Raw genomic sequence first — 21,318 nt, 5'->3', positions numbered from 1 at the left:
GCTCCCGTGCGAACCGGGCGCCGGGTTCAGGAGGCGTAGAGGGCCTCGATCTCCGCCTCGTACATCTTCGTGATCGCCGCCCGCCGCATCTTCAGCGACGGTGTGACCAGGCCGTCCCGCATGCTGAACTCCGCGGGCAGGATCCGGAAGGCCCGGATGGACTCCGCCCGCGACACCGCGTTGTTGGCCTTGGACACCGCCCGCTGGACCTCCGCGTGCAGCTCCTCGTCGCGCAGGACCTCCCGGGGGGACAGCGGCTCCCTCTCGCGCAGCCGGAACCAGTGCTCCAGCGCCTCGGGGTCGAGTGTGATCAGCGCCGCGACGTAGGGGCGGTCGTCGCCGACGACCAGGCACTGGGAGACCAGCGGATGGGCGCGGACGCGGTCCTCCAGGATCTGCGGGGCGACGCTCTTGCCGCCGCTGGTGACGATGATGTCCTTCTTGCGTCCGGTGATGACCAGATAGCCCTCGTCGTCCAGGTGGCCGACGTCCCCGGTGGCGAACCAGCCGTCCCGCAACACCCTGGCGGTCGCCTCGGGGTCGTTGAGGTAGCCGGCGAAGACGACGTCGCCGTGCACCCAGATCTCCCCGTCGCGGGCGATGTGGACGGAGTGGCCCGGCATCGGGCGGCCCACCGTGCCGAACTTGACGCGGCCCATCGGCTGGCCGGTCACCGCCGCGGTGGTCTCGGTCAGTCCGTAGCCGTCGTAGACCGTGATCCCGGCGCCGGCGAAGATCAGGCCGAGTTCGCGCCGCAGCGTGGAGCCGCCCGAGACCGCGTACCGCACACGCCCGCCCAGCACCGCCCGCAGCTTCCGGTAGACGGTGCGGTCGAAGACCGCGTGCGAGGCCCTGAGCATCGGCCCCGGGCCGGGACCCGCGCCCGCGTTGTGCCGTTCCACGGCCTCGGCGTAGCGCACCGCGACGTCCATCGCCCGGTCGAACACATCGCCCTTGCCGGCCTCCAGGGCGACCTGCCGCGCCCTGCGGTAGATCTTCTCGAAGACGTAGGGGACGGCGAAGACGAACGTCGGCCTGAAGGACGCGAGCGCGGGCAGCAGCAGGGAGGGCGCGATCTCGGGCTGGTGGCCCAGCAGTATGCCGTTGCGGATGCAGAAGACCTGCACCATCAGCCCGTAGATGTGGGACAGCGGCAGGAAGGCGAGGATGGACGGCTGCTCGCCCTGCGCGGCGACGAGGCCGGGCCATCCGGCGAGCAGGATGTCGCACTCGGCCGCGAGGTTGGCGTGGGTGATCACACAGCCCTTGGGGCGCCCGGTGGTGCCGGAGGTGTAGGTGACGGCGGCGACCGAGCGCGGTGTCACCGCGAGGCGGTGGCGGTCCACCAGATCGTCGGTGACGCCGCGCCCCAGCTCGGCCAACTCCCGTACGCAGCCGTTGTCGAGCTGCCAGATGCGGCGCAGCGACGGTGCCGCGTCGCACACCGAGCCCACCGTCATGGCGTGCTCCTCGTGCTCGACGACGATCGCCACCACCTGCGCGTCGGCCAGGATCCAGCGCACCTGCTCGGCGGAGGAGGTTGGGTAGACGGGCACGACCTGGGCGCCGATCGTCCACAGCGCGTAGCTGAACAGCGTCCACTCGTAGCGGGTGCGGGCCATCACCGCGACCCGGTCGTCGAACCGTATGCCGTCGGCCAGCAGGCCCTTGGCCAGGGCCCTCACCTCGTCGCGGAAGGCGGCGGCGGTGACGGTGGCCCACTCACCGCCCGCCGGGTCCTCGCTGCGGGCGAGCTGTGCGAAGCCGGGGTCGCGCTCGGCCAGTTCGTGGACCGAGTCCGCCAACCCTCCCGTCCGCATCGGCTCCACCACGGGCGGAAGGCTGAAATCGCGCACGGCACCCCCATAACCGGACCTCTGCCGCATCGCTTTCCGGGCGGCAGGGGGCGAAAAATACCGATGAACGCACCCGTTGCACAGGCCTTGATCAAAAACCGTTCTCCTGTACGAGTCTTCCGGACGGGCCGGGCGGGCCGGGCGCTGCCGCACCCCTCGGGCGCCGCCGGGCCCGCCGCGTTCACCGGGCTTGCCGGGCCGCGCCGTGGACTCCGCCGCGTTCACGGGCCGTTCGACCGGTGAGGGGTCCTACGGCCATGTGCGCGCCATAGTCCACACGGCAACCGTCATCGTCCACAGACGCCGCCCTAGCATCGGTGAAGAGTCGCCGCGCGGTAACGGAACGAACACACGCATGCGTATCCGTGAAATCCCCCCTCATCGGATGGAGCACCCCCCATGCGCAGGACGAGCGCACGCTTCAAGCTGATCGGCGCCGTGGCCGCCACGGCCGCCGCCATGACCCTCACCGGTGTCAACGCGCTCAGCGGCTCGGCCGCGGAGGCGCCGGCGCCGAGCCCGCTGGCGGCCAACTCGCCCATCGGCTTCGGCGCCGGCACCACCGGCGGCGCGGGCGGACCCACCGTCACCGTGACGAACGCGAGCCAGTTCGTCCAGGAAGTGCAGAGCAGCGGTTCGAAGGTCGTCCAGGTAAACGGCACCATCAACCTCAGCAGCATGACCAAGGTGGCGTCCAACAAGACCATCGTCGGCGTGGGCACCTCCGGGAAGATCACCGGCAGCGGGCTGAACGTCAGCAACGTCAGCAACGTGATCATCCGCAACCTGACCTTCACCGGCTCGAACGACGACGCCATCAACGTCCAGTACTCCACCAAGGTCTGGATCGACCACAACGACATCTCGAACGCCAACGACGGCGCCCTCGACATCAAGCGCGCCTCGGACCTCATCACGGTCTCCTGGAACCGCGTCCACGACCACGACAAGACGTTCCTGCTCGGACACTCCGACAGCAACGGCGGCGAGGACAGCGGCAAGCTGCGGGTCACCTACGACCACAACTGGTTCGACGGGACCAACCAGCGCCACCCGCGGGTCCGCTTCGGCAACCCCGTCCACGTTCTGAACAACTACTACAGCAACATCGGCAGTTACGGCGTGGCCTCCACCGAGAACGCCGGCGTGCTGGTGGAGGGCAACTACTTCGAGAACGTCAGGGACCCCTTCCACCGCGGTGAGGGCTCCTCGGACGACGGAGGCCTGGCGGCCAGGAACAACCACTTCGTCAACTCCGGCTCGGGCGAGACCGGCGGCTCCGTCGCCTCCATCCCCTACGGCTACACCGCCGACAACGCCTCGTCGGTGAAGTCGATCGTGACCGCGGGCGCGGGCGTCGGGAAGATCTGACCCGGCACCGTCCGCCGAACCACCCCACCCCACACCGTCCGGGCAGGGCAGACCACCGTCTGTCTTGCCCGGACGCGTACCCGCCGCTATCGTCCTGCGCCCCGGGGGAGGGGACACCGCAGGGCGAGGGGGGCCGTCACCGAGCGACGAGCGAGGCAGGCCATGGCGGAACGCGGACCCGTACCGGCGCGGAGGGAAGGCACGGGGAAGGGAAGACCCACCCTCGGGCTGGTCACGGCCAACATCCACCTGGGCGTCGGCGCGACCCTGTGGTCGGGCGTCCTGGCGGCGGCCGAGCGGTGCGACGTCAACCTGGTGTGCTTCCCCGGAGGCCCCCTGCGGCCCGCGGGCGCGCCGCGCACCGCGCTGTACGAACTGGTCGGCCCCGAACGGCTGGACGGCGTCATCTGCTGGACATCCACCCTCGGCCTGCCGGCCGACGGCGACGAGCGGGCCGCCCGGCTGGTGCGGCGGCTGCGGGAGTTACCCGTCGTCAGCCTCAACCGGGCCCTGGAGGACCACGAGACCCTCCAGCTGGACAGCTACGCCGGGATGCGCGCGGCCGTCAGCCACCTGGTGAAGGACCACGGCCGCCGCCGGCTCGCCTGTGTGCGCGGGCCGCTGGCGAACCCCGTCTCCCGCGACCGCCACCGCGCCTACGCCGACGCCCTCGCCCGCCACCGCATCACCCCGGACCGCTCCCTGACCGTCGCCTCGGCGGACTTCGGCGGCGGGGCCGGCGCCGCCGCGATGCGGGTCCTGACCGACGTACGGGGCCTGCGGCCCGGCCGCGACTTCGACGCGGTGGTCGCCTGCAGCGACGTCCTGGCCGCCGACGCCCTGCGCTTTCTGACCGGGCACGGCGTACGGGTGCCCGAGGACGTGGCCGTCGTCGGCTTCAACGACTCGCTGGAGGCCCGGCTGGCGGACCCGCCGCTGACCTCGGTCGCCCTGCCCTTCGCGGAGCTCGGGGAACTGGCCGTGGACACCCTCCTCGCCCGGCTGCGCGGCACGGCGCCGCCGGCCCGGCGCGCGGTGCCGGGCGCCCTGGTCGTCCGCCGCTCCTGCGGCTGCCACTCGCCTCTCGTCACCCAGGGGGCCCGGGGAGTGCGGGAGGCAGGGGAGGCGGCCGGGCAGGACGAGGGTCGCGGGGAGCCGTTCGAGGAACTGCCGGAACACGGAACGGCGCTGGCCGGCGCGCTGCGCGCGGACCTGTGCCCCGCCGGGGGAGAGTCCGCCGACGGCCGGGGCGAGGTCTTCCTCCCGCTGGTCGAGCGCTTGGTCGGCGACCGCGTCCGCACCGCCGGGGACGCGGCCGACTGGGACCGCTCGCTGCTGCGCGCCCGCGGTCTGCTCGCCCCGCGCCTGGCCCCCGAGGCCCGGGCGAGGGCCGAACGGCTCCTGGGACAGGCCCGGTTGATGGTGGCCGACAAGTCCCACCGGCTGCTGGAGTACGAGCGCTGGGCCGAGCAGCAGGACGCGCGCCGGCTGCGGGAGCTGGGCACCGCGCTGACCACCGCCGTGGACATGGAGGCCCTCACCGGCGCGCTCGCCCGCCATCTGCCGGACACCGGCGTGCCGGGCTGTCGTCTGGCGCTCTACGAGGGCGGTCACCTAAGCGGGGAGGGCACCGGCCGCCTCCTGGCCCGGCCGGTGCCCGCACCCGCCGGCGCACCCGGCGCACCCGGCGGGCCGGACGGGCCGGGGGAGCCCGGGTACCCCCGGCCCGAGTGGGACGACGACGGTGCGCCCCATCCGGCCCGGTTGCTGCTGCCGGACCGGCTGCTGCCCCAGGACCGCCGCTTCACCCTGGTCGTCGAACCCCTCCACATCGGCGAGGAGCAACTCGGCTTCGCGCTCTTCGACGGCGGACCGGGTGGGGGCCCGGACGGGGGAGCGGGCACAGGCGCCGCGCGCCGGGGCGCGCTCTACCGGGCACTCGGTGACCAGATCAGCGCCGCCCTCAAGGGCATCCGGCTCTTCGACGAGGTCCGCCGGGCCCGCGACGCGGCCGAACAGGCCAGCAGGCTCAAGACCCGGCTGCTGGACAACGCCACCGACGAACTGCGCACCCCGGTCGAAGCCATCCTGCGCCACACCCGCGTCCCCGGCCCGGGTTTCGGCCCGGGCTCCGGCCCAGAGACCAGCACGGAGACCGGCCCAGAGACCAGCACGAACACCGGCGCGGCCGACGCCCTCCGCCGCGCGCACGGCGACGCCGCACGCCTGCTGCGCCTGATCGACGACCTGCTGGACCTGTCCCGGTCCGAGATCGACGCCCTGGACCTGTCCCGGCGGCTGCTGGACCCGCGCCTGGTGCTCGTCGAGGCGTTCCACGGCGCCGCCCGGCACCCCCTCCTCGCCTCGGCCGACCGCAGGCTCGCACTGCCCCGCCGGCTGCCCGCCGTACAGGCCGACGCCCCGCGGCTGCGCCAGATCGTCCTCAACCTCCTGGCCGCCGCCGGGCACCTCGCCGACGGCGGGCGGCTGCGGCTCACCGCCGAGGTCCTGCCCGCCCTGCTGCGCGTCCGCGTCCTGGCCACGGGGCTGCGCGTACCGCCGGGCGAGGCCGAGCACCTGTTCCAGCCCTTCGCCTCCGGCGCCCCCGGCTCGCGCCTCGGCCTCGCCATCGCCCGGCGCCTGGCCGCCCTGCACGGCGGAACGGTCGCCCTCGACCGCGGCCCCGCAGGCAGCGGCTTCCGCCTGGACCTGCCGCTGCCCACCCCGGCGGAGACCGCCGGCACAGCCCCCGTCCCGGCCCTCGCACCCGGAGCCGCCCCGGGCACCGGCCGCACCCTCCTGGTCGCCGCCGCCAACGTGCCGCCCCCGGAGGCCACCGCCCTCGCCCGGCGGCAGAACCTGCCGCTGCGCCGCCTGGACCCGGACGACGACCTCGCCTCCCTCGTCGCGGAGGGCGGACCGGCCGCCGTCGTCTGGGACGCCGAAGGGGCCCGGCCGCAGGAGTGGTCGGCCGTCCGGCGCCTCCACGACCACCCGGCGCTGCGCCACACCCCCTTCCTGTTCTACGGCCCCGTCTCCGGCCCCGACCTGGACCGGGCGCTGCGCGCCCTGCGGCCCCCAGGGCTCACCGCCCCAGCGGTGGTCGCCGACCCCTGCGCGGCCCGCCGCGAGCAGTGGCGGCGGCTGCTGGCCGGGGCGCTGCCGGGACGTACCGTGCGCACCGCCGCGGACGGCGCCGCCGCGCTGGCCCTGATCGCCGAGGACGCCCCCTGCCTGCTGGTCGTCTGCCGCACCCTGCCCGACATGGACGGCTTCGACGTCGCCGAGGCGACACACGACGGAGCGGAACGCTCCGACACCCCCGTCCTGATGGTCGGCGACGAGGGCTTCACCGCCGACGACGTACGCCGCGCGGAGCCGCACCCGGGCATGGTGTTCCTGGGCCGCGGCATCCTCACGGACGCGGAGACCGCGGCCCTGCTGGCCGTCATGGCACGCCGCGCCGAACCGCCGTCCCCGTCCTCCCCCTCGTCCCCGCAGCCCTCCCGCACCCGAGCCCCGGTCCGCAGCGCGCTGGTCTACCTCGAACAGCACTACCGCCACCGCATCTCCCGCTGGCAGGTCGCCCGGGCCGCGGGCGTCAGCGAGGACCACCTCAGCAGGCTCTTCCACCGCGAACTGGGAGTGCCGCTGTGGGAGTACCTGACCCGGCTGCGCGTCCAGCGTGCCAAGGAGCGGCTGCGGCACAGCGGCGACAGCGTCCAGACCGTCGCCCGCGCGGTCGGCTTCCACGACCGCGCCTACTTCAGCCGGGTCTTCCGCAAGGTGACGGGCGTCGCCCCGCACGCCTACCGGGAAGTGCCGTAGAACGGCGGCTTCCACCGGCCGCGCGGCGCACGGCGGGCCGGAGGGCGCTCCCCCCATGGGGCGCCCTCCGGCCCTGTGCCGCCCGCGCACCCGGGCGGCCCGCGGTGGTGGTCAGGAACGGATCCGGGATCGGACTCGGAGCCGGACTCGGAGCCGGACTCGGAGTCGGCCTCGGACCGTGCTCACACCCGCTGCCACAGCGCCGGGGTGTTCGGCGGCTCCCAGCCCGGCTGCGCCTGGTGGGCCTGGAGGCAGCGGTAGGTCGCGCCCCCGTAGATCACCCGGTCGCCGGCCGCGTAGACGGTGCCGGCCTTCCAGGTGCCGCCCGGCTCCTCGCCCGGCGGGTCGGTGGGCGGGTCGGTGGGCTCGGGGCCCGGGCCGCCGCCGGTGGTCTTCAGCGTCAGGCCGTACACGGACAGGATCTCGTTGACCGGCTGGTGGTAGGTGGTGCCGCCGGTGCGGCAGTTGCCGGAGCCGCCGGAGGTGACGCCCTGGGCCTGGTTGCCGGAGATGTAGGAGCCGCCGGAGTCGCCGGGTTCGGCGCACACGGAGGTCCGGGTCACGCCGGTGATGGTGCCCTCGGGGTAGGTGACGCTGGTGTTGTGCTGCTGGATCGTTCCGCAGTGCCAGCCGGTGGTGGAGCCGGAGCGGCAGATGGACGCCCCCACCGCCGCCTGCGTGGAGCCCGCCACCTGGACGCTGCCACTGGAGGTCTTCACGTACGGGGTGGCGGTCCAGTTGGAGTTGGCCGCGACCCAGGCGTAGTCGTTGCCGGGGAAGGACGAGCCCTGGAAGGTGCCCAGCGCCACCTGGTTGTAGCCCGAGACGCTGGTGCCGGTACGGCCGCAGTGGCCGGCGGTGGCGAAGCCCTGCTGGCTGCCCTTGGTGACGGGGAAACCGACCGAGCACCGCCCGCCGCCACCCATGTAGTACGCGTCGCCGCCGCGCAGGTCGTACAGCGGGCGGGGCTTCTCGGCGGACTTCACCACGCGCACCAGGTCGCTGCCGGCTCCGGCGGCCTCGGCGAAGGCGCGGGCCTTCGCGGTGTCGGAGGCGCGGACGACGACGGAGTTGGTCCTGACGTCGACGTACCACACCGGCGCGGCGGTGGTGGAGTTCTTCTCGGCGGCGCGGTCCAGTCCGGCCTTGACGGCCTCGAGTTCGGCCAGGGTGTGCTCGACGACCTTCGCCCGGGCGCCCTTCGCGGAGATCCGGCGGGCGTCGGAGGCGTCGGTGGTGGCCACGGTGAGGGTCGCGGCGTCGTCGCCCGCCACCCAGGCGCCGGCGAAGTCGCCGCCGAGCGCCAGGCGCAGCTCTCCGGCGGCAGCCCCGGCCCGGCTCTCGTTCACCAGCCGGTCCTTCGCCTGGCCGGCGGTGAGGCCGAGGTCGCGCTGCATGGCCTTCAGCAGGCCGGGCGGCAGGGAGGACAGGGCGGGCGAGGCCTGCCGTGCGTCCGCCTTCTGCGGGGCGGACGCGGCGGGATCGGCCGTCGCGGTGCCCGGCAGCAGTGCGGTCAGGGTGAGTGCGCCTGCCGCCACCGCGGCCGCGCACGCGCCTGCGACGCGTCTGTGGAGCATGTGGATCTCCTCGGTTTCGTCGGGGTGACCGAAACCGTAGACGCGGACGCGGTGGGGAGAGGAGCTGTCAACTCCCCTCTCCCCACCGCGTTATGGAAGCCGCCGTACCCTTTGTGGCCTGCGGTTTCCGCTGCGCTGCCGCAAGCGGCTCAGCGCTTGCCCACCGGGGCGAGGTGGTCCAGGGACGTGACCAGGGCCTTGCGCCGCCCGTTCTTGGCCGGGGCCGAGACCACTTCGAGCTGCTCGAGCGCGTCCAGGGCGCGCCGGGCGGCCGTACGGGAGAGGGAGAAGCGCTGCTGCACGTAGACCATGCTGGCGTTCTGCTCGGTGACGACCGCCTGCGCGATCTCGCGGAGCGTCTCGGTGTCCATTCCGGCGGCCTCCGCCTGCCGGGCGAGCGGACCGCCCTCGGGCTCGGATCCGGAATCGGCCTGCTTGGGCTCAGGCTCGGGCTCGGGCTCGGGCTCGGCGGACGGTGCGGTGGACGCGGCGGCCGGGGCGGGGGCCTCGGGGGCTCCGGTCCCCTCGGCCGCCGGGGCGGCCTGCTCCACGGCGAGCGCTGCGGGCTCGTCGGCGGTCCGCTCGGGCTCCGGGGCCGCGGACTCGTCGTCGGCGGCCTCCCCGGCGGCCTCCGTGACAGGCTCCGTGGCGGCGGGCGCGGACTGCGCGGACGGTACTGACCCGTCGAGGTCCTCGGCAGTCTGCTCCGGCTCCGGCGTACGGGGTGCCGCGTCCTCGGCCACGGGTGCGTCGGGCACATCGACGGGGGCCTCGGTGGGTTCTTCGGCGTCCCGCACGGACGTCTCCGCGGGTGCGGGCGTCTCGGTCCCGGCGGAGGACTCCGGGGCCGCGGTCCTGTCGCCGGTGGCCTCCGCGGGCTGCACGGGTTCGGTGACCTCCGTGACCTCCACGGCGGCCGGGGCCTCCACGGCGACCGGGGCGGTCTCCTCGGCGCGGGGGGCGGGGATCTCGGCAGGCGTCTCGTCCTTCACCGCGAGGGCGGCGGGGTCGTCGGCGCGGGGCTCCGGCTCCCGAGTGTCCTGCTCGGCCTCCGGTGTGCGGGGAGCCGCGTCCCGGCTCTCCTCCCGGTCCTCCCGGTCTTCCCGGTCTTCCCGGTCTTCCCGGTCCTCCAGGACCGAACGTCCCGGCTTCGGGACGGACGTGCCGGGGTCGGAGATGAACAGGCCGCCGACCGAGAGCCGTTCCGGTGCGCTCTCCTCCACGGAGACCGCCTCCACCAGGACGGACCCGGAGACGCTCTCCTCCCCGTACCCGCGGTGTTCCGCCTCCCGCCGCGGCTCGGCCGACGAGCCCGGCCCGGCGTGGACTGCGGCCTTCTCCTCCGCCGTCTTCTCCGTCTCCTCGGCCTCGCTCTCCTTCACCCCGTCCTGCTCGGCGGTCCGCTCACCGGCCGCCTCGCGGGCGGTACCGCGCCCGCCCGCCGGGGCGCGGCGGCTCACCAGGACACCGGCTCCCGCCGCGACGAGGAGGACGGCACCGCCCGCCAGGAGCGGTACGGAGCCGAGGACGGCTCCGAGGACGGCGAGGAGCAGGCCGGCCAGTCCCAGAGCCGTGGACAGACGTACGGCCGTCTTCTGACGGTTCTCCCCGGCGGGACGTGGAACGTCCTCCCGCGGGGCCGGGGCCTCCGCGGCGGTCCGGCCCGCTCCCCGGCAGCTTCGGCCTTCGCTCTCGTGGTGGCCGATGACCCCGTCGGTCACCGGCGCCCGCTGCTCGCAGACCGGGCATGTATCGCGACGCATTCAGCCCCCTTGTGGCACTTCCCAGGACGACGGACTGTAGCGGACGGGGGGACGCCGTCGCGGGGGTGGTACCGGCACTCCGCATCCGTCCGGGCGTACGCCCGGACCAGCGGCCTGCCCGCCGCCGCACAACTCCGTTCTCCGGCCGGTCCCTTGGCGGCGGAGCCGAGTGGGCCGCCGCGGCACCGGTCGGGTGCTCCGGCGTGTCGTGCGGGGCGGTGCCGTCCGTCGGCCGTTCGGTGATCGTCCGACGGTTATCAGACCGTCATCCGACCGCCGTCGGGGAGGCCGCGCCGAAACCGGGGTGGTCCGCCAGCCACCGGGTGTAGCTGGTGCTGCGGGCGGCGGCCTCGGTGTGCGCCGCGCGGGCCTGGGCGACCACCGGGCCCGCGACGCCCGCCGCGGGCGAGCCCGGATGCCAGCCGATCAGGTGCCGCCAGCGCAGCGGCGCCCCGGCCAGCGGACGGGTCACCACGCCCGGGGCCGGCGGGAACGTCGCCCGGCACAGCCCGACCGCCCGTCCCACCTGCACCAGATGGACACAGGAGGCGGTGTCGGTCTCGTAGACGCGGACGGGGGTGAACCCGGCGCGGGCGCAGACGGCGGCGAAGCAGTCCGCGAAGCAGCCGTCCCCCGGCACGTCCGCCCAGGACTCCCGCGCCAGCGACTCCAGTTCCACCTCGCGCCGCTCGGCCAGCGGGTGGTCCCGGCCCAGCATCACGAACACCGGGTCGACGGCGATCTCCCGCCACACCAGCCGGTCCGCCGCGGGCGGCGGACTCTCCCCGCAGGCGCCGACCAGTGCGAAGTCCACCCGCCCCTCGACCACCAGCGCGGCGATCTCCCGTTCCGACCAGGAGGTGCGCGTGGTCACCGCGATCTGCGGGTGGGACTCCGCCAGCCGGTCCACCAGGCCGCCCAGCAGCGGCCCGTGCGTACCGCCGAGCCGGAAGCGCGGCATGCCCTCCCACGCCCGCGCGAACCGCACGGCCTCCTCCTGGAGTTCGCGCACCGCGGGCAGCAGCACACCGGCGCGGTCCAGCACCAGCTCGCCCAGCGCGGTCGGCCGGACCCCGAACCGGCCGCGGGTGAACAGCGCCCCGCCCAGGGCGCGTTCGATCCGCTTGAGCTGCGCGCTGAGCGCGGGCTGGGCCAGCCCCAGCGCCGTGGCCGCCCGGGTGAGGCTGCCGGCGTCCGCGATCGCCCGGATCGTCTTCAGGTGCCGCAGTTCCAGGTCCATGCCCGACAGCTTGGGCCGCCCGGTACGCGGGGGCAATACATCGGCGGAGTATTGGTACGGACCACAACTCCGGCCTGTGATCGCCGAGTCGGCGCCCGGGTTAGGCTCCTCGCATGTCCGGGGCAGCTCAGAGGTTCGACTCGTCCATGGCCGCCTGGCGGCAGTGGCAGCAGGCGCCCTGGGGGCGGCTGCGCTTCACCCTCGCCGAGGCCAACCTCCTGCGCCACCTGGACGGACTCGGTGACGGTCCGCTGCGGATCCTGGACCTGGCCGGGGGAGACGGAGGCGACGCCGTCCGGCTCGCGGCTCGCGGCCACCGCGTGACCGTGGTGGACTGCGCCCCCGGGATGCTGGCCGCCGCCGGGGAACGCGCCGAGGCGGCCGGAGTCGCCGACCGCGTCACCCGCGTCCGGGCCCGCATCGAGGAGTTGCCGCAGGACATCGCCTCGGGCGGCTGGGACGTCGTGCTGTGCCACAACGTCCTGCAGTACGCGGACCGTCCGGACGCGGCGGCCGGGATGCTGGCCGCGGCCGTGGCGCCGCTGCGGGAGGGCGGCGTGGTGTCGGTGATGGCCGTCAACCGCCACTCCGCACCGCTGGTCGCGGCCGTACGCGAACTGGACCCGGCCGCCGCGCTGGCGGCCCTCGACCGGGACCGCGCCGACGGCCGCACCTTCGGCACCGCCATGATGCTCCACACCGCCGAGGAGATCGCCTCCCGACTGGACGGCCTGGGCTGTCCGGGGGCGGCGCACTACGGCATTCGCAGCATCAGCGACTACATCACCGACGACGAGCGCAAGCACGACCCTGCCTTCTACGCCGACCTGGAGCGGCTGGAACTCGCGGTCACCGACCGGCCCGCCTACCGGCACACAGCCCGCCTCTTCCAGTTGATCGCCCGCCGGGAGCCCGGCGCGGGCCCGGTCAGGGCAGGGTGAGGATGCGCGGGCCCTCCTCGGTGATCGCCACGGTGTGCTCGATGTGGGCGGCCCGGCTGCCGTCGGCGGTGCGCAGCGTCCAGCCGTCGGTGTCGGTGCGGTAGGCGTCGCTCCCGCCGGCCATCAGCATCGGCTCGATGGCGAGGACCAGTCCGTGGCGCAGGGGGAAACCGCGCCCGGGGCGCCCGCGGTTGGGCACGTGGGGCTCCTCGTGCATGCGGCGGCCGATGCCGTGGCCGCCGAAGTCCCGCGGCATGCCGCAGCGGGCGGCTGCGGCGACGGAGCCGATGGCGTGCGAGATGTCGCCGATCCGGTTCCCGACGGTGGCCGCGGCGATGCCCGCGTCGAGCGCCTCCCCGGTGGCCTTGACCAGTTCCAGGTCGGCGGGCCGGGGGGTTCCCACGATGAAGCTGACGGCAGCGTCACCGGTCCAGCCGTCGAGTTCCGCGCCGCAGTCGACGCTGACCAGGTCGCCGTCGCGCAGCCGGTAGCCGTCGGGGACGCCGTGCACGATCGCGTCGTTGACGGACACGCAGACCACCGCCGGGAACGGGGTGGGCGCGAAGGAGGGCTGGTAGCCCAGGAAGGGCGAGCGCGCCCCCGCCTCGGTCAGGACGGCGCGCGCCGCCTCGTCCAGCTCTCGCAGGGACACGCCGGCGCCCGCCGCGTCCCGGGCGGCCGCGAGGGCCCGTGCCACGACGCGCCCGGCCTCCCGCATGGCCTCCAGTGCCGCGTCGGTCTTGATCTCCACCATGCTCCACCGCTCCTTGTCCGTGTCGGGCCGCCCGTGTCGGGCCCGCCGCATCACGCCGGGGCGCATCGCCCGGGCCGATGCGAACAAATTCTTATACCGGTATTAGTATCACGGTCATGGTGAGAACTCCTCTGACCCCGTGGGAGCGGCAGCGCGGGGAGCGGCTCGGCGCACTGCTGCGCGAAGCGCGCGGTGGGCGCAGCATGGTGGAGGTCGCGGCGGCGGCCGGGGTGTCGGCGGAGACGCTGCGGAAGATCGAGACCGGACGGGCGCCGACCCCGGCGTTCTTCACCGTGGCGGCCCTGGCGGCCGTGCTGGGGATCTCCCTGGACGAACTGGCCGCCGTCTGCGCCCGGAGCGGCGACGACGGCGAGCGTGCGCTGACGGCGTAGCGCCTTCCCGCTCCCTCCCCCCCCGGCCGGTCCCGGGCGGGGCCGCTGCTCGCGCCGCCGTCGAACCGGGCGCGGGAGCCGCGTTCGGTCGATCGGTGTCCACGGGGCCTTCGGGTCGAACGCGGTGGTTTGCGCCCCGCCGGGAGCGGTGTCCTGCGGTGAGGGAAGCGAGACGAGACGTACCGTCTCGCCTGTGCTACGGTCCGGTCATGCCCAAGCAACCGGCGGCCGCCCGGCGCAGCGCGGCCTCCCGCGCCGCGATCCTGGAAGCGGCCTTCGAGCTGGTCGGAGAGGTCGGCTACGGCAGGCTCGGCATCGAGGCGATCGCCTCGCGCGCCGGGGTCGGCAAGCAGACGATCTACCGGTGGTGGCCCTCCAAGGGCGCGGTGCTGTTCGAGGCGATCCTCGTGCGCGGCTTCGGTGACGGAGAGGAACCGGTGCCGCTGCCCGACACCGGTGATCTGGAGGCGGACCTGCGCACCGTCCTGCGGGCCACCGCGCTGGAACTCGCCAGTCCCGAGGTGGACCGTCCACTGCGGGCGCTGACGGCCGCGATGGTCGAGGACGAGGCCCTGGCCGAGGAGTACCGCATCCGCGTGGAGGAGCCCACCCGGGAGGCCAAGCGGGCCCGGCTGCGCTCCGCGCAGCGCGCCGGCCAGCTCCCGGCCTCACTGGACCTGGACATCGCCATCGACGCGATCTTCGCGCCGATGGCGCATCGGTGGCTGACCCGCAGCGGGCCGCTGACCGAGGAGTACGCCGACGCGCTGCTGGAGACCGCGCTCAACGGCCTGCGGCACCACGGCCCGAACTGAAGGGGGAACACATGGAGACCTTCGTCGAAGCGGGGGACGGCTACCGGCTGTGGGTCGAGACCGCCGGAGAGGACGACCTGCCGCCGCTGCTGCTCGTCATGGGTGCCGGCGCGAGCGGCCTGGGATGGCCCGACGCACTCGTGGCCCGGCTGGCGCGGCACCACCGCGTCATCCGCTACGATCACCGCGACACCGGCCGCTCCACCCGCGCCTTCCACGAACGGCCCTACGCCGTCCGCGACCTCGCCGGTGACGCCGTGGCGGTGCTGGACGCGCTGTCCGTCGACCGGGCGCACGTGGCGGGGATGTCGATGGGCGGCTACCTGGTCCAGTTGCTGCTCCTGGACCACCCGCGGCGACTGCTCAGCGCCGCGTTGTGGGGCACCTCCGTGCTGGGCGGCGCGCGCCCCGACCCGGAGATCCGCGACGAGGACCTGCCCGGCCCCGACCCCCGCCTGCTCGCGATGTGGGAGCAGATGGGGCAGGAGCGCGACCGGGAGGCCGAACTCGAATGGCGGGTGGAGCACTGGCGCCTTCTCAACGGCGACGTACTGCCCTTCGACGCCCAGGAGTTCGGCGACCTCGAACGCCGGGTCGCCGCCCACAGCGGCACCTGGCGCCAGTCGTCCGCACACGCTCTCGCCGACCAGTCCGGCATGGAACGGGGCGAGGAGCTGGCGCGGGTGACGGTCCCGACCCTGGTCGTCGACGCCCCGGAGGACCCGATCACACCCCCGCCGCACGCGGCCCGGCTGGCCCGTGCGATCCCCTCCGCGCGGCTGGTCACCGTCCCCGGGCTCGGGCACGCGCTCGGAAGCGCGGCCGTGCCGCCGCTGGCCGACGCGATCCTCGCCCACACCCGTTCCGTCGACGCGGACGGCCGTACGTCCTGACCACCGGCCGCGCGGGGCCCGGTCCCCGGCCGGGGACCGGGCAGGGCGGAAAACGGGAGGACGCGGACGGACCGCGCCGGTGAGGATGGGGCACGTGGACACCGAACGCCGAGAACTCTGGGACATCGCGCCCCTGCCCGTCGGGCATCCCGAGGCCGCGGCCCTGCTGCGCGCGTACTACGAGGACATCGTCGGCCGCTACCACGGCCGCCGCGCCAGGGAGGAGGAGGTCGACGCGGCGCTCGCCGAGGAGCCCAGTGACGATCTCGCCCGCCCCACCGGCCACTTCCTGGTGGGCCGGTGGGAGGGGCGGCCCGCCGGGTGCGCCGGCCTGCGCGTACTGGACGAGCGGACCGCCGAACTGACCCGGCTCTTCGTGCTCCCCGGCGCGCGGGGGACGGGTGGGGGAGCGCGGCTGCTGGCGGCGGCCGAGCGCGCCGCCGCCGAGGTGCTGGGCGCGCGGGTGATCCGCCTGGACACCCGCGCCGACCTGGTCGAGGCCCGCGCCCTGTACGCGCGCCACGGCTACACCGAGATCCCCGACTACAACGGCGGGAAGTACGCCGACCACTGGTTCGAGAAGAGGATCGGTCCGTGAGCCGGTCCGTGCTCCGGTCCGTGCCTCAGTCCGTCACCCTGAAGGCCCCCTTCGCGCCGCGTTCGGCGTCGCCCATGATGTGCGAGACGAACGGATAGGTACCGGCCTCGGGAAGGCCAGCTCCACGAACCCGCCGGAGGCCGGGGCCAGGTCCAGCACCTGTGCCCCGCCGCTGCCCGGATCGTCCGGCCGCAGCCGGTAGGCGCCCTCCCGGTGGACGGTGTCGAACTGTCCGCCGACGACGTGGAAGGCGCTCGGCCGGTTCGGCCCGGCCGCCGGCACCCAGATCCGCACCATGCCCATGGTCTGGTACATCCCGCCGCTGTCCCCGGTCGTCGACGCGGTAGGCGGTACCGACCACGACGCCCAGGACCGCGCCGACCTCTTCGCCGCCACCGACGCGGTGCGCGTCCCCGTCGAGTACCTCGCCGAGCTGTTCGCGGCCGGTGACCCGGTCTTCAGCGCCACCACCCGCGGCGACAAGCCGATGTACCTGATGCTCACCGCGGCACCGGCACCGGCACCGGCACCGGCACCGGCACCGGGGCTGGCGCCACGGTGGCCGCCGACGTCGTCGACGAGGGCTACGGCGTTCGCCGTCTGGCCCTTCACCCGGTCGGTGCACATGCTGACCGCGCCGCTGGGGTACCTCACCCGTCCCTACATCGTCTACCGGAGCCGGGGACACGCGGCTGGGCTCGCGTGCCCCCGGCGCGGATGGGAGCGTGTCCGATGATCACTCCGCAGGGCGGTCCCGAGCCGGACCGCGAGAAGCACCCCGCCGGAGAGGTGGCCGGACTGAAGGCCCAGGGGGAGTGGCTGCTGGCCGAGGCGGGGGCGGCCGACTCAGGGCGGAAGGCGCAGACCGTCGTCAAGGTCCCCGGGCTCAGCGTGACCCTGATGGCACTGGCCTCCGGCCACGGACTGGCCGAGCACCAGGCGCCGGGAGCCGCGACGCTGCTGTGCCTGACCGGCCGGGTGACGCTGAGCACCGTCGGCCGGGAGTGGGAGCTGGGTCCGGACGACCTCATCGCCATCCCCGCGGAGCGCCACCGCCTGACCGCCGACACCGACGCCCTGGTGCTGCTCACCGTCCGGCTGGACTGATCCCGCCGGCCGGCGCGCGCACGGCTCCTCGCGCGGCACGGCACCGGAGGGACGCCGTGCCGGATGTCGTGCAGCGTCACGTACCAGAGGAGCGGGATGGTGACGGCCCACACCACGGCGCAGTACGGGCAGATCCGGCCCAGCTCGCAGAGCGACTGCCGGATCAGCCAGTGGACGAGGCGACCCCGGTCGGCGCCCCGGTGTTCAGGGCCGGCCGCAGCACCCGGTGCAGACGCGCCCCGAGAGCAGGGCGGCGAAGGCGCCCAGGCCGAGCAGCAAGCCGGGGAAGCCCAAGCACACTGTCCCGCGGGCTCGACAGCACGCTGCCGCAGCCGACGGCGGGCTGGTGTCGCACGACGGTCGGTGGGCCGGGGCACCCGCGGGGTCTGCGGCTCAGACGGTCCCGGTGGGGGAGACGTCGTCCAGCACCCGGCCGGTCACCAGTTCCGGTTCGATCCGCACATAGACCCCGTCCTCGATCGGCGCCCAGGACGGGGGCCCGGACAGGCCCAGCCGCTCGGCCTCACCGGGATCGGTCACCTTCGAGGCGCGCCCGGTGACGACCACGCTCCAGCCGGAGCGCGTCGCCTCGTCGAACCGGTCCACCTCGAAGGCCACCACGCTGGTGTCCACCGCGCGGGCCATCCGGGACGCGCCCGAGGTGCGCAGGACCACCGCCTGGTCGCGGTCCAGGAAGAAGTTGACGGGGAGGACGGCGGGCAGCGCGTTCTCGGTGTAGACGATGCGTCCCAGAGGGACCTGGGCCAGCAGGTCCAGGCACTCCTGCCGGTCGAGCTCGCGGAAGCCGTCGTGTCGGTGCATGCGTCCATGGTGCGCGCGCCACCCGGGCGGGGGTAGGGCCGGTCGGCCCCATCCGGGGCGAAAACGGGCGGTGCCGCCCGGTGTGCGGCCCCCGCCCGGTACGCCGGCCCCGCCCGCCTCCGCGGACCGGCTCAGCGCGGCTGCTGTCCCGTGGAGTGCGGGGCGGTCTGGGTGGCGATGACGGCGGCCTGGACGCGCCGCTCCACCCCCAGCTTCGCCAGCAGCCGGGAGATGTTGTTCTTGACCGTCTTCTCCGACAGGTACAGCTGCCGGCCGATCTGCCGATTGGTCATCCCCTCGCCGATCAGGGCCAGGATGTCGCGCTCGCGGGGGGTCAGCGAGGCCAGTGCGGCGTCCTGCGGCTCCTCGGCGGGCTTCTCGGTGTCCTGCACCCGCAGGCTGTTCATCAGCCGCGCCGTGGTCGCCGGGTCCAGCATGGACTGCCCGGAGGCGACGGTGCGCACGGCGGCGATCAGGTCCGAGCCCTTGATCTGCTTGAGGACGTAGCCGGAGGCACCGGCCATGATCGCGTCCAGCAGCGCGTCGTCGTCGTCGAACGAGGTCAGCATCAGACAGGCCAGCTCCGGCATCCGCGAGCGCAGCTCGCGGCAGACGGCGATGCCGTTGCCGTCGGGCAGGCGCACGTCCAGGACGGCCACGTGAGGGCGCAGGGCCGGGCCGCGCGCGAGGGCCTGCTCGGCCGTGCCGGCCTCGCCGACCACCTCGATGTCGGGCTCGGCGTCCAGCATGTCGTGCACGCCGCGCCGTACCACCTCGTGGTCGTCGAGGAGGAACACCCGGATCGGGTCCTGTGGTGAGAACTGCTGGGCCTGGGTCATACGGATCCTTCACGCTGTCGGTCAGGGGCACGCCCCCCTGCCCCACGATCCTGCCCCGACCCGCCCGTCCGGCGCCAGGGCCCAACGGCCCCACCGCCCGCACGCGCGGGCGGGAACGCGGGGCCGCCCGATACCGGCACGCCGCCCCGGACGCCGGCTCCGCCACCAGCGGCCCTCGGCGGTCACCGACGGTCACCGGTGGCCGCCTTCGGTCACCGGCGGCTCACGCGGACCGCGCCAGGTCGAACCCGACGTCCACCACCCCCTCCACCGACCGCGCCATCCGGGCGGCCACCGGGACCAGGGCGGTGTTGCGGATCTCACCTGTGAAGGTCACCACGCCGTCCGCCACCCGCACCCCCACGCTCCGGTCCCTGCCGGGGAAGAGGGGCTCGACGACGTCCCGGCGCACCTCCCGGGCGATGTCCTCGTCCGGGCGCAGGAAGACCTTCAGCAGGTCCCCGCGGCTGACGACGCCGACCAGCAGGCCGTCGGCGTCGATCACGGGCAGGCGCTTGACGCGCCGGCGCGCCATGATCCGCGCCGCCTCGGCCAGCGTGGCGCGGGCGCGGACGCACACCGCCGGCGCCGTCATCAGCTCGCCCGCGGTCACCGCCCCCACCCGGGCCAGCTCCTCCGGGCGCCGAAGCTGCTCCATGCGGCTGGGGTCGCCGTCCCGGAACTCCTCCTTGGGCAGCAGGTCCGCCTCGGAGACGACGCCGACGACGCGGCCCTCGCCCTCCAGCACCGGCAGAGCGCTGACCTTCCACTGCTCCATGGTCATCACGATCTGCTTGAACGGGGCGTCCCGGCCCACGGAGACGACGGTCTGGCTCATCACGTCGCCGACGGTGTGCGGGGTGTGCGGGGCGCCGTCCGTGGCTTCCGCGCCGCCCATCGTGCCCGCGCTGTCCGCACTGTCCATGCTGTCCTCCTCGAGATCGTCCGCCGTGGCGCGCAGGGGCGCGCGTCACGGCATGGGCCCGCTTCCGTAGGGCCCGTACAGGTCCAGCAGCCGGGTGCGGGCGGCCTGCAGCCGGTGCGAGATGATCTCGGCCATCCGCAGGGCCACCGCGCGCCCCAGGACCGGGTCGGCGTCGCACAGCTCCCGCACCCGGGCGGCGTCGAACTCCAGGGCCCGCACCGGGCTGAGCGCCTCGGCGCCCAACTGCCAGGTGTAGGGCGGGAAGAGCCAGGACCAGCCCAGCAGGTCGCCGTGGGAGAGGGTCTCGACCGCCGCCGGGCGGCGGCCGGGCACCCGCATGTCGAGGGTGACCGAGCCGGTGCGGATCACCCAGAACCGGTCGGCCCGGTGGCCCTCCTCGGAGATGCGGGCGCCGGCGGGGAAGGAGACCTCGCGCGCGAGTTCCAGCAGCCGCTCGCGGCTCTCCGGAGGCAGCGCACCGAGCAGGTTGTTGGCGGTGACGATCATGGCGGGCCTCCCTGGCGGTGAGTGGGTGGTGTGCGCGGAGGCGTCCGCTTCCGGTTCCGGTGCGGGCGCCGTGGCGGTCCGCCGCCGCTCCCTCTACTCCCGTTGTACTCCCGCGACCGGGAAGTGGAGCCTCACCGTCATCGTCGGATTCCTCCCGACACCGGGGCAGGGGCCGTACGGGGACCGGAGGCGGGACCTTCGGCCCCCGCACACGGGCCCGCGGACCCCTGCTGCGCCGCCCGCCGCCGCGAGACGGTGTGAACGTGCCCGACCGGCGGGCCGATTTCCGCGAAGGGGATGAGTGAGATGGCAGTCCACGGCCACACGCACGGACACCGGGGGTTCCGCCTCCCGGTGTGGCGCACCACCCGGACCGCACCCGCGTCCGGTGAGACGGCGGCCGCGGCGGCCGCGGTGCCGGCGGCGTCGGCCGCGGCCCGCGTCCTGGCCGGGCTCCGCTTCGCGACCGGGTTCGTCTTCCTGTGGGCGTTCGCGGACAAGACCTTCGGTCTGGGCTACGCGACCCCCGCCGAGCGGGCCTGGATCGAGGGCGGCTCGCCCACGGAGGGCTTCCTCAGCGGCGTGACCGTCGGCCCCCTGGAGTCGTTCTTCCACGACATCGCCGGGGCCGCCTGGGCGGACTGGCTGTTCATGCTGGGCCTGCTCGGCATCGGCCTGGCCCTGACCGCCGGCGTCGCACTGCGGCTCACGGCGGTCGCCGGCACCGTGATGATGGCGCTGATGTGGGCCGCGGAGTGGCCCCTGGCCCAGCACCTGTCGGACGGCAGCCCCAGCATGTCGACCAACCCGCTCGTGGACTACCACGTGATGTACGCCGCCGTCATGATCGTCCTGGCGGTCGCGGCGGCGGGCGACACCTGGGGGCTGGGCCGGTGGTGGGCCCGGCTGCCCCTGGTCCGCAGCCTCCCCTGGCTGCGGTGAACCCGCCGCCCCCGAGCGGACCACCGGCCCGCGGCGCCCCCGAGGCGCCGCGGGCCGGCCGTTTTTCCCCCGCCGTCTCCGCCGCGTCTCCACCGCCCCGCCGCCCCTTGCGGACCTCCCGGCCGATCCCCCGGGACAGCACGGCGGG

The 21,318-nt window shown here is 74.7% G+C and carries 19 protein-coding genes and 1 pseudogene; 10 read left to right on the top strand and 10 right to left on the bottom strand.

Annotated features, from left to right (window positions below; all coding sequences use genetic code 11):
• Positions 1 to 26 precede the first annotated feature (26 nt).
• Positions 27 to 1,856: an AMP-dependent synthetase/ligase gene (locus BMY40_RS06350; protein ID WP_093656315.1), complete on the bottom strand. Its 1,830-nt coding sequence runs from the start codon at positions 1,854 to 1,856 to the stop codon at positions 27 to 29.
• Positions 1,857 to 2,255: 399 nt separating this feature from the next.
• Between BMY40_RS06350 and BMY40_RS06345 the strand changes: the two genes are divergently transcribed.
• Both BMY40_RS06345 and BMY40_RS28925 read left to right on the top strand, forming a co-directional pair.
• Positions 2,256 to 3,227: a pectate lyase family protein gene (locus BMY40_RS06345; RefSeq protein ID WP_093656313.1), complete on the top strand. Its 972-nt coding sequence runs from the start codon at positions 2,256 to 2,258 to the stop codon at positions 3,225 to 3,227.
• Between the two features lie 162 nt (positions 3,228 to 3,389).
• Positions 3,390 to 7,055, top strand: coding sequence for a substrate-binding domain-containing protein (locus BMY40_RS28925; protein ID WP_093656311.1), 3,666 nt, complete (start codon positions 3,390 to 3,392; stop codon positions 7,053 to 7,055).
• A 182-nt stretch (positions 7,056 to 7,237) separates the two neighbouring features.
• On the opposite strand, the gene BMY40_RS06335 is transcribed toward BMY40_RS28925, so the two are convergent.
• From BMY40_RS06335 to BMY40_RS06325, 3 genes are all read right to left on the bottom strand, one after another.
• Positions 7,238 to 8,632 carry a carbohydrate-binding protein gene (locus tag BMY40_RS06335; protein WP_093656309.1) on the bottom strand — a complete coding sequence of 465 codons (1,395 nt, stop codon included), beginning with the start codon at positions 8,630 to 8,632 and terminating at the stop codon, positions 7,238 to 7,240.
• 149 nt (positions 8,633 to 8,781) lie between these two features.
• Positions 8,782 to 10,395, bottom strand: a complete 1,614-nt coding sequence (locus BMY40_RS06330) for a DNA translocase FtsK (RefSeq protein WP_143071737.1) — start codon at positions 10,393 to 10,395, stop codon at positions 8,782 to 8,784.
• Between the two features lie 265 nt (positions 10,396 to 10,660).
• Positions 10,661 to 11,635: a LysR family transcriptional regulator gene (locus tag BMY40_RS06325; protein WP_093656804.1), complete on the bottom strand. Its 975-nt coding sequence runs from the start codon at positions 11,633 to 11,635 to the stop codon at positions 10,661 to 10,663.
• 113 nt (positions 11,636 to 11,748) lie between these two features.
• On the opposite strand from BMY40_RS06325, the gene BMY40_RS06320 reads away from it, so the two are divergent.
• Complete coding sequence (locus BMY40_RS06320) at positions 11,749 to 12,576, top strand: methyltransferase domain-containing protein (RefSeq protein ID WP_093656305.1); 828 nt, start codon at positions 11,749 to 11,751, stop codon at positions 12,574 to 12,576.
• Here BMY40_RS06320 and map read toward each other — a convergent pair.
• Complete coding sequence (gene map / locus BMY40_RS06315; protein WP_093656303.1) at positions 12,563 to 13,330, bottom strand: type I methionyl aminopeptidase; 768 nt, start codon at positions 13,328 to 13,330, stop codon at positions 12,563 to 12,565. The two genes, BMY40_RS06320 and map, sit on opposite strands and share 14 nt — an antisense overlap.
• Positions 13,331 to 13,446: 116 nt before the next feature.
• Between map and BMY40_RS06310 the strand changes: the two genes are divergently transcribed.
• The 6 genes from BMY40_RS06310 (at position 13,447) to BMY40_RS06280 (ending at position 17,135) form a co-directional block, all read left to right on the top strand.
• Positions 13,447 to 13,722: a helix-turn-helix domain-containing protein gene (locus BMY40_RS06310; protein WP_093656301.1), complete on the top strand. Its 276-nt coding sequence runs from the start codon at positions 13,447 to 13,449 to the stop codon at positions 13,720 to 13,722.
• Positions 13,723 to 13,931: 209 nt separating this feature from the next.
• Positions 13,932 to 14,537, top strand: coding sequence for a TetR/AcrR family transcriptional regulator (locus tag BMY40_RS06305; protein ID WP_093656299.1), 606 nt, complete (start codon positions 13,932 to 13,934; stop codon positions 14,535 to 14,537).
• 11 nt (positions 14,538 to 14,548) lie between these two features.
• Positions 14,549 to 15,430: an alpha/beta fold hydrolase gene (locus tag BMY40_RS06300; protein WP_093656297.1), complete on the top strand. Its 882-nt coding sequence runs from the start codon at positions 14,549 to 14,551 to the stop codon at positions 15,428 to 15,430.
• An 85-nt stretch (positions 15,431 to 15,515) separates the two neighbouring features.
• Positions 15,516 to 16,028: a GNAT family N-acetyltransferase gene (locus BMY40_RS06295; protein ID WP_093656295.1), complete on the top strand. Its 513-nt coding sequence runs from the start codon at positions 15,516 to 15,518 to the stop codon at positions 16,026 to 16,028.
• 220 nt (positions 16,029 to 16,248) lie between these two features.
• Positions 16,249 to 16,764 (top strand): respiratory nitrate reductase subunit gamma, encoded by a 516-nt coding sequence (locus BMY40_RS29125; protein WP_425443079.1) that lies wholly within the window; start codon positions 16,249 to 16,251, stop codon positions 16,762 to 16,764.
• Positions 16,761 to 17,135: a cupin domain-containing protein gene (locus BMY40_RS06280; RefSeq protein ID WP_245769892.1), complete on the top strand. Its 375-nt coding sequence runs from the start codon at positions 16,761 to 16,763 to the stop codon at positions 17,133 to 17,135. Before BMY40_RS29125 ends, BMY40_RS06280 begins: the two co-directional genes overlap by 4 nt.
• 122 nt (positions 17,136 to 17,257) lie before the next feature.
• On the opposite strand, the pseudogene BMY40_RS29040 reads toward BMY40_RS06280, so the two are convergent.
• The 5 genes and pseudogenes from BMY40_RS29040 to BMY40_RS06260 all read right to left on the bottom strand — a co-directional run.
• Positions 17,258 to 17,512, bottom strand: a pseudogene (locus BMY40_RS29040) (hypothetical protein); the annotation flags it as partial.
• 16 nt (positions 17,513 to 17,528) lie between these two features.
• A complete protein-coding gene (locus BMY40_RS06275; protein ID WP_093656291.1) occupies positions 17,529 to 17,957 on the bottom strand; it encodes a pyridoxamine 5'-phosphate oxidase family protein in 429 nt (142 codons plus the stop codon).
• 131 nt (positions 17,958 to 18,088) lie between these two features.
• A complete protein-coding gene (locus tag BMY40_RS06270; RefSeq protein ID WP_093656290.1) occupies positions 18,089 to 18,796 on the bottom strand; it encodes a response regulator in 708 nt (235 codons plus the stop codon).
• A 223-nt stretch (positions 18,797 to 19,019) separates the two neighbouring features.
• Positions 19,020 to 19,694: a CBS domain-containing protein gene (locus BMY40_RS06265; RefSeq protein ID WP_425443084.1), complete on the bottom strand. Its 675-nt coding sequence runs from the start codon at positions 19,692 to 19,694 to the stop codon at positions 19,020 to 19,022.
• A 72-nt stretch (positions 19,695 to 19,766) separates the two neighbouring features.
• Positions 19,767 to 20,228, bottom strand: coding sequence for a Crp/Fnr family transcriptional regulator (locus BMY40_RS06260; protein WP_093656288.1), 462 nt, complete (start codon positions 20,226 to 20,228; stop codon positions 19,767 to 19,769).
• A 306-nt stretch (positions 20,229 to 20,534) separates the two neighbouring features.
• Between BMY40_RS06260 and BMY40_RS06255 the strand changes: the two genes are divergently transcribed.
• On the top strand, positions 20,535 to 21,170 hold the full coding sequence (locus BMY40_RS06255) for a hypothetical protein (protein ID WP_093656286.1): 636 nt from the start codon (positions 20,535 to 20,537) through the stop codon (positions 21,168 to 21,170).
• The last annotated feature ends 148 nt before the right edge of the window (positions 21,171 to 21,318 follow it).

The sequence above is a fragment of the Streptomyces radiopugnans genome (assembly GCF_900110735.1).
GTDB classification, from domain to species: domain Bacteria; phylum Actinomycetota; class Actinomycetes; order Streptomycetales; family Streptomycetaceae; genus Streptomyces; species Streptomyces radiopugnans.
The sequence above is the reverse complement of the archived record's forward strand: the minus strand, read 5'-3'. Positions and strand labels throughout refer to the sequence as shown.